This window comes from Mycobacterium sp. BMJ-28 (assembly GCF_054404835.1).
In genome coordinates, this window is sequence record NZ_CM136783.1 from 5264034 (window position 1) to 5277154 (window position 13121).

At 69.5% G+C, this 13121-nt stretch carries 12 protein-coding genes; 4 read left to right on the plus strand and 8 right to left on the minus strand.

The window, feature by feature from the left end; genetic code table 11:
• Positions 1–61 precede the first annotated feature (61 nt).
• From ACXPWS_RS26160 to gabT, 5 genes are all read right to left on the minus strand, one after another.
• Positions 62–667, minus strand: coding sequence for a TetR/AcrR family transcriptional regulator (locus ACXPWS_RS26160; protein ID WP_458709435.1), 606 nt, complete (start codon positions 665–667; stop codon positions 62–64).
• Positions 668–716: 49 nt separating this feature from the next.
• Positions 717–1709: an alcohol dehydrogenase catalytic domain-containing protein gene (locus tag ACXPWS_RS26165; RefSeq protein WP_458709436.1), complete on the minus strand. Its 993-nt coding sequence runs from the start codon at positions 1707–1709 to the stop codon at positions 717–719.
• 186 nt (positions 1710–1895) lie between these two features.
• Positions 1896–3383 carry an NAD-dependent succinate-semialdehyde dehydrogenase gene (locus ACXPWS_RS26170; protein WP_458709437.1) on the minus strand — a complete coding sequence of 496 codons (1488 nt, stop codon included), beginning with the start codon at positions 3381–3383 and terminating at the stop codon, positions 1896–1898.
• Entirely contained in the window at positions 3380–4648 is a 1269-nt protein-coding gene (locus tag ACXPWS_RS26175) for a Glu/Leu/Phe/Val family dehydrogenase (protein ID WP_458709438.1), read from the minus strand. The genes ACXPWS_RS26170 and ACXPWS_RS26175 overlap by 4 nt, the downstream gene beginning before the upstream one ends.
• Entirely contained in the window at positions 4645–5979 is a 1335-nt protein-coding gene (gene gabT / locus ACXPWS_RS26180; protein WP_458709439.1) for a 4-aminobutyrate--2-oxoglutarate transaminase, read from the minus strand. The genes ACXPWS_RS26175 and gabT overlap by 4 nt, the downstream gene beginning before the upstream one ends.
• Before the next feature lie 92 nt (positions 5980–6071).
• Here gabT and ACXPWS_RS26185 point away from each other — a divergent pair, with 92 nt between their 5' ends.
• Positions 6072–6968, plus strand: coding sequence for a LysR family transcriptional regulator (locus ACXPWS_RS26185; protein WP_458709440.1), 897 nt, complete (start codon positions 6072–6074; stop codon positions 6966–6968).
• Between the two features lie 10 nt (positions 6969–6978).
• Here ACXPWS_RS26185 and ACXPWS_RS26190 read toward each other — a convergent pair whose 3' ends face one another.
• Positions 6979–8352 (minus strand): APC family permease, encoded by a 1374-nt coding sequence (locus ACXPWS_RS26190; protein WP_458709441.1) that lies wholly within the window; start codon positions 8350–8352, stop codon positions 6979–6981.
• A 1-nt stretch (position 8353) separates the two neighbouring features.
• Complete coding sequence (locus ACXPWS_RS26195; protein ID WP_458709442.1) at positions 8354–9262, minus strand: carbon-nitrogen hydrolase family protein; 909 nt, start codon at positions 9260–9262, stop codon at positions 8354–8356.
• Between the two features lie 115 nt (positions 9263–9377).
• Here ACXPWS_RS26195 and ACXPWS_RS26200 point away from each other — a divergent pair, with 115 nt between their 5' ends.
• Complete coding sequence (locus ACXPWS_RS26200) at positions 9378–9989, plus strand: TetR/AcrR family transcriptional regulator (protein WP_458709443.1); 612 nt, start codon at positions 9378–9380, stop codon at positions 9987–9989.
• Positions 9990–10034: 45 nt separating this feature from the next.
• Complete coding sequence (locus ACXPWS_RS26205; protein WP_458709444.1) at positions 10035–10913, plus strand: TIGR03620 family F420-dependent LLM class oxidoreductase; 879 nt, start codon at positions 10035–10037, stop codon at positions 10911–10913.
• Positions 10914–10935: 22 nt separating this feature from the next.
• Here the strand turns inward: ACXPWS_RS26205 and ACXPWS_RS26210 are convergent, their stop codons facing one another.
• Entirely contained in the window at positions 10936–12102 is a 1167-nt protein-coding gene (locus tag ACXPWS_RS26210; protein ID WP_458709445.1) for a serine hydrolase domain-containing protein, read from the minus strand.
• Between the two features lie 184 nt (positions 12103–12286).
• Here ACXPWS_RS26210 and ACXPWS_RS26215 point away from each other — a divergent pair, with 184 nt between their 5' ends.
• Positions 12287–13114 (plus strand): enoyl-CoA hydratase/isomerase family protein, encoded by an 828-nt coding sequence (locus ACXPWS_RS26215; protein WP_458709446.1) that lies wholly within the window; start codon positions 12287–12289, stop codon positions 13112–13114.
• Positions 13115–13121: the final 7 nt, after the last annotated feature.

Below are 13121 nucleotides of genomic sequence, written 5' to 3' on the forward strand. Positions count from 1 at the left end.
GCTGGGGCCAGCTTTACCGCCTTCACGCTGGCGGAATGCCAGCGGCCAGGACGCCATGCGATCAGCCGGCCGCGGGCACCGGGGCGGCGATCAATGCGATGGCCTGTTCGGCGGCGGCCTGCACGGCCGAGGCCGCCACCCCGCCTTTGCGCAGCGATTCCATGCCCCGCAGTACCGCGAGCAGCAGGCTCGCCAAGGCCGTGGCGTCGGTGCCGGCCGGGATGTCGCCGTCCGCCTGGGCGGCACTGATCGTGGCGGTCAACTCCCGCAACCATCCGTCGAGGGTGCGTTTCACCCGTTTGGCGACGTCGGCGTCGGCGGGACAGAGTTCGTCCGCGCTCTTGGCCAACAGGCAACCTCGACGGCCGGTATCGGAGACGATCGCCGCGGTGAGCCCGCGGACATGGGCCACTAGCCGGTCGTAGGCACTCAACTCCGGATTGCGCAGATCGGCCTGGATGACCTCCGACATCTGAGCGCAATACAGCTCCAGGCTGCGCACAAACAGGGAGTGTTTGTCGCCGAAGGCTTTGTAGAAGCTGCCCCGGCCCAGGCCGGTCACCGCGCTGAGGTCATCGACGCTGGTCGCCTCGTAGCCCTGAGCCCAGAACAGGTCGCGACTGGCCGCGACCACCTCATCTTCGTCGAACTTGCGCGGGCGTGCCATCGGGGCATCCTAAATGTTTACGACATATCGGTACAGAACTCGCTGCGGCTCAGACGGTGACGACGACGGTGCCGACCTTGCCCGGCGCCGATACGTGTCGCACCGCGGCCCCGATGTCGTCGAGTCGGTAAACCGCGGCCGGGGCGAGCGCCTGCGGGTGGGCGCTGACCATGGCCAGGGCGGCGGCGATATCGGAGGCGCGTTGAGCTGCCGAGGCATCGGTCAACCAGCGGAAGACCGTCATGCCGCGCAGACCGCGTGAGCCCTGCACCAGATCCAACGGCTGCAGCACGAACGGATCGGGTTCCAGCTGCCCGTAACTGATCAGCGTTCCACCGGGGGCCAGCAGGTTGAACAACTCGGTACCGACGCGCCCTCCGACCGGGTCGAGGACCACCGCGACCGGTCGAGCGCCCACCGCCGCGCTCAACCGGTCGCGCCAATCACCGGCATCGGTGGAGAACACCGGCACCTCGGGAAACAAGGCGCTCAGCTCATCGGCCCGTTGGGCACTGCGCACCACCGACACCGTGGCGATGTGGTGGTCTTGCGCGGTGGTGGTGAACAGCCGCCCCACCGAGGATGAGGCGGCGTTGTTGACCACCACACCGTCGTAGCCGACCGCGGGATGCTCTTCTGCCGCCCGGCGCAACATCAACACCGTGATCGGATTGCAGATCAGCTGAGCGGCCGCCGCGTCGGAGAGACCTTCCGGAACGGCAACCGCCAGGTCGGCAGGCACGTTCACGGTTTCCGCCCACGATCCTGGATTCGGGAAGAACGCGACCCGCTGCCCGACGGTCAGTCCGGTCACACCCTGGCCGATCCCGGTGATGATGCCGGCGGCCTCCACGCCGACGCGTTGCGTCGCCCCGACGTCGGTGGCCATCGCGACCGCAAGGAGATCGCCGGGGTGGATGGCAAAGGCCCGTACCCGAACCTGGATGTGCCCCCAGCCGGGCTCCGGCGGTGCGGCCACGGTGCTGATTTCGAGAATTTCGGCGGGCTCCCCGGCCCGCGAGAACGTCACTGCGCGTGTCATCGTCGTATCTCCTGTCGAGCGCCTGCGACGCCTGTCCGATCGACCGTAGCTGTTATGTACTGATCAGTCAACATTGCAGAGCCGCGGAGCTAAATGGCTGAGACACTTACGATTTCGATGGACAGGCCACGAAGTCCGCGGTGCACGACAGCATCGTCGGCCGCGTCGAACACGCCCGCGACCGGCTCAGCTCCAGTCGACGCTGAGGTACTGCGTCTCGAGGTACTCCTCGAGGCCGGCGCGGGCACCCTCCCGCCCGATGCCGCTCTGCTTGACGCCACCGAAAGGAGCCGACGGGTCCGAGACCAGGCCCCGGTTGACGCCCACCATGCCGGCCTCGAGTGCCTCCCCGATGCGCAACGCCTCCGCCAACTCACCGAAGACGTACGCCGCGAGGCCGTACTCGGTGTCGTTGACTGTGGCCAGCAGTTCGTCGAGGTCGTTCCAGACGACGATCGGGGCGACCGGACCGAAGATCTCCTCGCCGAGAAGCGGGTCGTCGGCGGAGAGGCCGGTGAGCACCAACGGCGGATAGAAATGTCCGCTGCTGTCCTCGGGCACCGCGGCGCGGTGCGCGATGGTGGCGCCGCGCTCCACCGCCCCGTCGACGAGCCGGGTGACCCCCGCCAGCGCCTTGGCCGAGATGAGCGGGCCGATGTCGCTTCCCTCTTCGGCGGGGCCGACGCGGAGCGCCTCGACCGCCGCACCGAAACGGGCCACGAACTCCTCGGCCACGTCGGCGTGCACGTAGAAGCGGTTGGCCGCGGTGCAGGCCTGGCCCCCGTTGCGGAACTTGGCGATCATGGCGCCGTCGACCGCGGCGGCGATGTCGGCGCCGGCGCTCACCACGAACGGCGCGTTGCCGCCGAGCTCCATGGAGGTGTTCACCACCCGGTCGGCGGCCTGCCCCAACAGGATCCGGCCGACCCCGGTGGACCCGGTGAAGGAGATCTTGCGGACCCGGGGGTCCGCCAGCCACGCCGTCACGATGGCGGCAGCATCGCTGCCGGGCACCACGTTGACCACGCCGTCGGGGACGCCCGCCTCGGCGATCAGCCGAGCGATCGCCAAGGCGGTCAGCGGGGTCTCACCGGCGGGCTTGAGCACGACGGTGCAGCCCGCGGCGAGGGCCGGCGCGATCTTGCGGGTGGCCATCGCGGCCGGGAAGTTCCACGGCGTCACGAGGGCCGCGACGCCGACCGGCTTGTGGGTGACCAGGGTGCGGGTCCCGCCGGCCGGCGAGCGGCCGTAGTCGCCGTGCGGGCGCACGGCCTCCTCGGCGTACCACCGGAAGAACTCGGCCGCGTAGACGACCTCGCCCCGGGCGTCGGTCAGCGACTTGCCGTTCTCGGCAGCGATCAACTCGGCGAGCCCGTCGGCGTCGCGCAGCATCAGCTCACGCACGCGGCTGAGCAGCTCGCTGCGGCCGCGCGGCGGGACGGCCGCCCAGGCGCGCAGGCTGCCTGCGGCCGCGTCGACCGCGGCCACCGCGTCCCGGGCGTCGCCGTCGGCGACGGAGGCGATGACCCGGCCGGTGGCCGGGTCCTCCACGTCGAAGGCCCCGGCGGAGCCGGTGCGCCACTGCCCGCCGACGAGCACACCGTGCTCGGTGGCGAGCGAGACGATGGTGCGCGAGAGCGAGTCGCCCTCGGGTCGGGTGCTCAGGTCGGTCACGGGTAGAGGCCTCTCAGCTCGTGGGCTCGGTAGACGCGTTCGACGGCCATGCAGGTGGCCGCCAGGCGCAGGGTCAGCAGGCGCTCCTGGGAGTAGCCCAGGACGTCGCGCCAGGCGCGGGTCATCCGGTCGACGAGGCGGTCGTTGACCTCCTCCTCGCTCCACCAGTACGACTGGTTGGCCTGGACCCACTCGAAGTAGGACACCACCACGCCGCCGGCATTGGCCAGGATGTCGGGCACGACGAGCACACCGCGGGACTCCAGGATCCGGTCGGCATCGCCGGTCAGCGGGCCGTTGGCGCCCTCGACGACCACGCGGGCGCGGACGTCGCAGGCGTTGCCGGCGTGCACCACGCCCTCGACTGCCGCCGGGACCAGCAGGTCGACGTCGGCGGTGAGCACGTCCTCGCCCGCGATCGACTCGGCGCCGGGGAAGCCGACGACGCTGCCTGTCTCCTCGACGTGCCGCTCCAGGGCGGCGACGTCGAGGCCGCCGCGGTTGAGGATGCCGCCGTAGACGTCGCTCACGGCGAGGACCTGCACGCCCTCCTGCGCCAGGAAGCGGACCGCGCCGCGGCCCACCTTGCCGAAGCCCTGGACAGCGGCCCGGGCACCCCGCACCTCGATGCCGACGTGGCGCAGCGCCTCGACAGAGATCGCGACGACGCCGCGGGAGGTCGAGGCGGCGCGGCCCTGCGAGCCGCCCAGCGCGATCGGCTTGCCGGTGACCACACCCAGCACCGTGTGACCGCGGCCCGCGGAGTAGGTGTCCATCATCCACGCCATGGTCTGCTCGTCGGTGCCGATGTCGGGTGCCGGGGTGTCGTTGTCCGGGCCGATCAGCGGTGCGATCTCGGAGGTGTAGCGGCGGGTGATCCGCTCCAGCTCGGCGGTGCTGTACCGGCGCGGGTCGACCCGCACTCCGCCCTTCGCGCCGCCGTAGGGCACGTCGAGCAGCGCGCACTTCCAGGTCATCCACATCGCCAGCGCGCGCACCTCCTCGATGTCGACGCGGGCGTCGAAGCGCACGCCGCCCTTGCCGGGACCGCGCGAGTAGTTGTGCTGCACGCGGTAACCGCGCAGCACCTCGCTGGTGCCGTCGTCGCGGCGCAGCGGGATGCTCACGCTGATCTCGCGGCGCGGCTCGGCCAGCATCGCGAACACCGACGGGCCGAAGCCGAGCGTCTCGACCGCGCTGGCCAGCTGCTCGCGGGCGTCGTCGAGGACGGTGCGCTCAGCCGCCTCGGGCACGACAACTGTCATCGGGCCTGCTCCAGGCCCTCGGCGACGATCGTCAGCGCCTCGTCGAGCAACTCGTCGGAGATGCTGAGCGGCGGGAGGAAGCGGATGACGTTGCCCCAGGTGCCGCAGGTGAGTGTGATGACGCCGTGGGCGTGCGCGTGTGCGGCGACGGCCTTGGCGAGTGCGCCGTCGGGTTTGCCGGTCGCCGGGTCGACGAACTCGGCGGCGACCATGGCGCCCCGGCCGCGGACGTCGCCGATGCGCGGATCGGACTGCTGCAGCCGGCGTAGCCGGCCGACGAGGGTCTCCTCGAGTTGGCGGGCGCGTTCGAGCAGGCCGTCGGCCTCGATGGTGTCGATGACGGCGAGCGCGGCAGCGCAGGCGAGCGGGTTGCCGCCGTACGTGCCGCCGAGGCCACCGGTGTGGACGCTGTCCATGATCTCGGCGCGGCCGGTCACCGCGGACAGTGGCAGGCCGCCGGCGATGCCCTTGGCACTGACCAGCAGGTCGGGCACCACGCCGTCGTGATCGACGGCGAACCAGGTGCCGGTGCGGCCGAAGCCGGTCTGCACCTCGTCTGCCACGAAGAGCGCGCCGTTGGCCGTGCACCACTCGGCGAGCGCGGCGAGGAAGCCGGGCGCCGGGACAATGAAGCCGCCCTCGCCCTGGACCGGCTCGATGACCAGCGCGGCCACCTGGTCGGCACCGACCTGCGCCTCGATCATCGCGATGGCGCGCTCGGCGGCGAGCTTGCCGTCGATGTCCGCGGCGTCGCGGAACGGGTAGGACATCGGCGCGCGGTAGACCTCACCGGCGAAGGGGCCGAAGCCCGACTTGTACGGCATGTTCTTCGCCGTCATCGCCATGGTGAGGTTTGTGCGGCCGTGGTAGGCGTGGTCGAAGGCCACCACGGCGTCGCGGCCGGTGTGGGCGCGGGCGATCTTGACCGCGTTTTCGACGGCCTCGGAGCCGGAGTTGAACAGCGCGGTGCGCTTCTCGTGATCACCCGGGGTGACGCGGGCCAGCTGCTCGGCGACCGCCACATATCCCTCGTACGGCGTGACCATGAAGCAGGTGTGGGTGAACGCCTCGACCTGCTGGGTCACCGCGTCCACCACGCGCGGGGCGCTACTGCCGACGGTCGTCACGGCGATGCCCGAGCCGAGGTCGATGAAGCGGTTACCGTCGACGTCCTCGACGATGCCGCCGTTCGCGCGGGCCGCGAAGATCGGCATGGTGGTCCCGACGCCGGCGCTCACGGCGGCCTGCTTGCGGCGCATCAGCTCGAGGGAGCGCGGCCCTGGGAGCGCGGTGGCGAGATGGCGGGTCTGGTCGAGCGGAGGAAGCGGCATGGAACCATGCTCGACCGGCTTTCCCATGCTGTCCAAGACCTATTCGACAACATCTTCATGCTCAGGAGGCATGGTCGACGTAGGGTCGGATGGTGAGCATCGACCTGCGGCTGTTGCGCTACCTCGTCGCCACCGTGGACGAGGGCTCGGCGACCCGTGCCGCCGCTGCCCTGCACGTCACCCAGCCCGTACTCTCGCGCCAGCTGCGCCAGCTGGAGACCCAGTCCGGTCTGCGCCTGTTCGACCGCGACGGCAGGCGGCTGCGGCTGACCCACGCCGGCGAGGAGTTCCTGCCACACGCGCGGGAGCTGCTGCGCGAGGCGGACGCGCTCGGAGAAGCCGCACACGCCCTGGCCTCGGGGCGCCTCCAGCGGCTACACCTCGCGGTGCCGAGCACGACGCTGACCGACGTGCTGGCTCCGTTCGTCGCCACGCTCGGTCGCGACGACCCGGTCCCGCTGCTGCGCGGGCTGGACCCACGCGGCGCCGAGGCCGCGATCGCCTCGGGGGCCGACCTCGCGATTGTGCACCGCCCGCCCCCGCGGGCGCTGGCGTCACGACCGCTGGCGGTGCTCCCAGTGCTGGCGTACGTGCGGCGCCGCGACCCGTGGGCCGACCGGGGCCGGGTCGCGCTGGCGGAGCTGGTCACCCGCACCCTGGTCCTGCTGACCGAGGAGTTCCGTACGCGCGTGCTGCTCGACGTGGCCGCGGACCGCGCGGACCTGGCGTACGGCGAGGTCATCGAGTGCACCGACGCCCAGGTGGCGCAGGCGCTCGCCGCGGCCGACCGCGGCGTGGCCGTCGTCTCGGACGACCCGCGCTTCGACCTCGTCCCGCTCGGCATCGATGCACCGGACGGCCCCGTCCGGATCCGGCTCTACGCTGCCTGGGACCGTCGCCACCACGCCGCGGGAATTCTGGCGGGGCTCGCGGACCGGCTGGCCGCGTTCTGCGTGGAGCGGTACGGCCCGGAGGTCGCCGCCGGGTGACGCCGGGTTGTCAGGACCTCGCGGGCACCGGCTCGCTGCTCGGATCGTCGATGCTCAGTTCGGGCGGGTCCTGCCGGAAGCCGCGGGTGAGCACGGTGAGGTAGACAATGCCGGCCACGAACCAGCTCACGCCGAGATAAATGGCGGTGTGGCCGAGCCTCGACATCAGGTACAGGCAGACGACGGCGCCGGCGACGGGGACCACGACATGGCCGAGCACGCCCATCAGCTCGCCGCTGCGCCGCCGGCGCAACCACAACGCCACCACGCAGAGGTTGACAATCGCGAAGGCCAGGAACGCGCCGAAGTTGATGAACGACGTCGCGGTCGCCAGGGAGAGCTTCGTGGCGAACACGCCGACGACGGCGATCAGCGCGATGTTGAACAGCGGCGTGCGGAACCGCGGGCTCAGGTAGCCGAACGTGCGCCGGGGCAGCACGCCGTCGCGGCCCATCACGTACATCAGCCGGCTCGTGCTGGCCTGGATCGCCACGCAGGAGGCCAGCCCACCGAGCAGACCCATGACGTTGAGCACGTCGGCGAAGCGCTGGCCTCCGGCGGCGGTCGCGATGGCGTACCCGGCGGTCGATTCGTCCTCGAACACACCGCCCGGGTGCACCCACTGCAGGACCAGCGCGATGACGAAGAAGATCGCGCCGCCGAGCACGACGGTGAGCAGGATGCCGCGCGGCACGTTGCGCCGGGCGTCGTGCACCTCCTCGCTGAGCGTGCTGATGGCATCGAAACCGAGGAAAGAGTACGCCGCGATGGCGGCACCGGCGGTCACGGCGCCGACCGAGGTGACGGGATTCCACAGCGCGTGCCAGCCCGCGCTGGCCGAGGCGCCGCCCAGGTGGTGCACGCAGACGGCGACGAGCACGACCAGGCCGAGCCCGGTGAGGGTCAGCAGCACCTTGTTGACCCGGTCGGCCAGCACGATTCCGAAGGCGTTGATCGCCGTCGTGACCGCGATGGTGACGACCAGCCAGGCCCAGACCGGCAGCAAGGGAAACTGCACGTTCAGGTAGAGCGCCATGATCAGCCAGGCGACCATCGGCAGGAAGAAGTAGTCGAGCAGGATCGCCCAGCCCGCCAGGAATCCGACACGGGAGTCCAGCAGTTTACGGGCGTAGGTGTAGACCGAACCGGATTGCGGGAAGAAACGGGCCAGCTTGCCGTAACTCAACGCGGTCAGCGCCATGGCGACGGTGGCCACCAGGTAGGCCGTCGGGGCGGCCCCCTTCGCGGCGACGGCGATCACGCCGAACGTCGAAACCACCACGCCCGGCGCCATGTAGGCCAGGCCGAAGACGACGATGGAGGGCAGGGTGAGACGGGGGACGAAGCCGTCGCCCCGGCTCTCGACGGCAGGAGCGCCGGACATCTCAGGACCGCCCTTCGGCGCCGGTGACGGCACGGTCGGCGGCGCCGTGACCGGCGCCCCAGGTCTCGGGGTCGATCTTCCCCCCGTAGAGCGGCAGCGCGACCGGGGTGTCGCCGGGGCGGAACTGTTCCCACAGCCGGTTGAGGCCGGCGGTGCCGTGGCGGCGTACGCGGGCGGCCTCGCCGAGGTCGAGGACGTCGGTGAGCACGGCCGTCTCGGCGCCCGGCACCTGGGTGCGGACCCGGCCCTCGGGATCGACGAGCAGGCTGCGGCCGATGCCGGTCGGACCGGCCGCGTTGACGCTGGCGACGAAGACCTGGTTGACGATCGCGTTGGCCCGGGCCAGCACGACCTCCTGTTCGCGGTCCACGGTCGGTGTCTGCACCACGTTGAGGATGAGGTCGGCGCCGAGCCAGGTGAGCTGGCGGGCGATCTCGGGGAACCAGGCGTCGTAGCAGATGGTCAGCCCGATGCGGCCGTGCTCGGGGATGTCGAAGACGACGAAGTCGGTACCCGGGGCCACCGTCTCGTACGGGCGCCACGGGGCGATCTTGCGATACGCCGCGACGCGCTCGCCCGCCGGCGAGTACACCGGAGTCGTGTTGTGGACCAGCCCGTCGTCGCCGAGCTCGTACACGCTGCCGGGGACCAGCCAGATCCCGAGTTCGCCGGCGAGGGCTGCCAGCGCGGTGCCGCGCGCGCCGTCGATCGGCTCGGCCAGGTCGCGCGGGTTGACGGCCGCGGCACCGGGCTCCGCGGCCGGGGTGTCCAGGTGCAGTTCGGGGAAGACGAGGAGGCGTAGGCCGGGCCGCTGCGCGACCAGGGTGCGCACGTCGGCGGCGAACCTCTCGAGGTCGCGCGTGGGTAGAGCGGGCGCCTGCACGAGCGCGATCGAAAGTGGTGCTGACATGGAAAGGCCCTTCCGTGGTGCCGGTCACATTTAAGTTAAACAAACTTTAGATAACTAATGACGAACGGTCAACGGGTGCAGCCGGCCCGCGCGGACCCTGTGCCACGATGGAGCCATGCCCCGACCTCGCGACCAGGCCGCACGACGGGCCCAGCTGGTCGAGGCGGCGGCGCAGGCGGTGATCAGCCGGGGGGCGGCGAACGCGCGGTTGCGGGACGTGGCGGCCGAGGCGGGACTGACCCCGGCCTCGGTGCTCTACTACTACCCCGACCTGGCCGAGCTGCTGGCCGCCGTCTTCGAGCGCGGCACCCGCACCTACATCGTGCACCGGCGCGAGAGCGTCGACGCGGTACAGGGAGCGTGGCCGCGGCTGCAGGCCTGCATCCGGTCGGGCGTCCCGTTTCCCGGTGAGGCCGAGATGACCAGCCGGCTGCTCTACGAGCTGCTGCCCGTGACGTTCCGCAACGAGAGCGCGAACCAGCAGCAGCGCCGGTTCGTCGCCGATCAGGCCGAGCTCTACCGGCAGATCCTGGAGGAGGGCTCCGCGAGCGGCGAGTTCCACCTGGTCGACGACGCCGCGTTCCTGGCCCGCGGCTTCGTCGCCCTCGAGGACGGCTACGGCATCGAGGTGCTTTCGGAGGCGGCCACCGCCGAGCACGTGCACGACCTGCTGGTGCGGCACGCACAGCTGGTCACCGGCGTCGACGCGGCCGCGCGCGCCGGCTAGTTGTACAGCTTCGCCCGCGCGTCGACTGGCCCTCAGCGAGGAATAATGCGTGACGAAGCGGTGCTGGCACCTCGTATGTCGACTCCCCGGCTCGGACGCTACGGCGCATACCTACTCGTTCAGGACTTCGAGACACGGTTCCTCGCGTCACGGGTGAAGGGCCTCGAAGAAATTGGATATGGGACGGCGTGGATCGCCGGCAACGCACCGGGCGACTTGCAGATCCCGGAAGCTTTGCTCGCCGAATCGGACTCGATCACGGTCGGCACCGCGATCGTGAACGTGTGGGCGGAGGATGCCGACATCGTGGCGGAAGCCTTCCACCGGGTGGACGGCCGCCATCCGGGACGGTTCGTACTCGGCGTCGGCATCGGACACCGGGAGATGTCCGGCGACGTCTACCAGAAACCGTTTCCCGCTCTGACCCAGTACGTAGACCGGTTGCTCGAGCTCGGTGTCCCCGGCGATCAGATCATTCTCGCGGCGTTGCGCTCAAAGGTATTGGAGCTGTCCAGAGACAAAACCGCCGGCGCACTCCCCTATTTCACGACCGTCGACCACACCAAGAAGGCGCGAGCGACACTAGGGACCGAACCCACGTTGGCGGTGGTGCAACTCGTCGCCACGAACGATGACCCCGACGTGAATCGTTCTGTCGCCCAGCAGCATTCGTCGTTCTACCTCGGCCTGCAGAATTACGTGCGCAATCTGCGGGAGAACGGGTTCCCCGACCTGAAGGTCGGCGACGAGCCGAGTGAAGAATTACTGCAGGCGCTGGTACCGCTCGACGGAGTGGCCGGCAGCCTCCAACGGATCGGCCAGCATTTCGCGGCCGGCGCCGACCACGTGGCCATCATGCCCTTGCCCACCGCCGACGACCCGTTCCCGGCCCTCGAATTGTTCGCCGCCAACCTACAGCTTTAGTTTCGGTCTGCGGCCCTGGTGCTCAGTCCATGACGGCCGATTGAACGAGGTCTGCGTAGCGCTGATGGCGCTCGGAGCTGTACGAGTCCTCCAACAGACCGGCAGACAGAAAGACGTAGGAGATCTCATGTTCCGGATCGACCCAGAAACACGTTGAGCCCGAACCAATTCCGCCGAATGTTCGCGGCGAAGACAGCACCCCGAACGGATGCATGAAGACCCCGTGTCCGCGTACGTAGAAGCCCAGTCCCAGATTCGCGGGCATCTCTGGCCACCCGCGCATTTGACGCGTGTAATCCCACAGACTGTTCGGGAGATCGCCGGTGGCAATGGTGGTGGCCAGCCGCAGGATGGCCGGACTCAGCACGCGGACCCCGTCGAGTTCACCGCCGCGCCGCAAAGCCTCCGCAAAGCGGAGCCAGTCCGCCGCGGTGGTGAAGGCGCCACCGGCTGGAATCTCCACGCCCTCGATGGCGGCCGCAGCCCCAACTCCCTCCACCAATTCGGGAGCAAAGAGCGCAGGTCCGCGGTCACGGACCACCAGGGGAACCGCCCGGTCGGCAAGATGCGCCCGGAGCCCGGCACCGAGTGACGTGTCGAACATGCCGAGCGGCTCGATCAGCTCGTCGTTCAAGATCTGACCGAAAGTGCGGCTGCCGCCGTCCAATCGGCGCACGATCTCGGCCAGGACGCTATGTCCGAGCACCGCCGAATAGCTGATGGTGGTCCCGGGAACCGATTGCGGGACCATATTGCACACCGCGGCGGTGGTCGCCTCGATGTCGCCCAACACTTCGGGCGGGAGTGGCGCCCCCAGAGGCAGCCCTGCCTTGTGCAACAGAAGATCAGCAATGGTGGTGTTGCCCTTGCCGTTGGCCGCGTACTCCGGAATGACTTCGCGGACCTGCGTGGTGAAGGAGATCTGCCCGCGATCGATGAATTGGAGCACCGCGGAGCTGGTCATCGGCTTGAACATCGACATCGTGACGAAGACCGAGTCGAGTTGCACCGGGCGCCGGGCCGCCCGGTCGGCGAATCCGATCGCCTCGTGGAGAACGACCTCGCCGTGGCGGGCGACCAGGACCACAGCCCCGTCGTACTTCTCAGCGTCGATGTCGGCCCTGATGGCCGCCGGCAGCAGCGATAGTCGTTCGGTGTCGATGCCGAGCGCATGTGTGGCAGTTGTCATGTACGGGCCCCTTCGTAGTGGCATTCAGCCGCTGTAGCGAAATTCGCGCGTCCAGCGGTCGAGCAGCGTCTCGGTAGCACGCTTGACAATGAGGATGATGTGCATCATCCTCATTGTCAAGCGTGAAATGCGCGGCGCACCCGACACTTCCGGTGCGCGATGCCCCAGAACAAAGGAAACTGCGATGACCGCTCCACTGACCCAGTTCACGATCACCGAGGTGTCGACGGGCTACTGGCGGGTGACGTTCAGCAACCCGCCGATCAATCTGTGCGATCCGGACACCCTTCTGCAGCTACAGCAGCTGATCGGCCTCATCGAGTCCGAGGACGCCTTGCAGGTGGTCGTGCTCGACAGTGCTGACCCCGACTTCTTCATCAATCACTACGACGTGTCCCGGGTTGCGGATTTCCCGTTGGCGCCCGGCCCGACCGGCCTGCCGACGTTCATCGACGCCACCACCCGGTTGGCCAACTCGTCGGTCGTGACCATCGCGTCAATCCGGGGCCGCACGCGCGGTGGTGGTTCGGAGATTGCGTTGGCATGTGACATGCGTTTCGCCAGCCTGGAGCGAGCGATCTTTGCCCAAATCGAAGTAGGCGCAGGCGTTTTCCCCGGCGGCGGCGGGATCGAACGGCTACCCCTTCTCGTAGGGCGAGCCAGGGCGCTGGAAATCGTCCTGGGCAGTGACGATTTCGACGCCGCCACGGCAGCGGACTACGGCTGGGTCAACCGTGCGTTGCCAGACGATGAGCTCGACGCATACGTCGACAACCTCGCTCGGCGCATCGCGTCGTTCGACAAACCCGCGCTGGCCGAGGCGAAGCGGCTGATCAACCGCAGGACACTGCCTACCGCCGACGACCTGTTGCAAACTCAGGACGCTTTCCTCGACGCGTTCTCCTGGCCGACCGTAGCGGAACGGGGGGCCACAATCCGTCGCAAAGCCGGTGAAGTGGGTGCCGACTTCGAGGCTCGCTTCAGCCACTACCTGGCCGATCTCGGCACCTAGACCGATA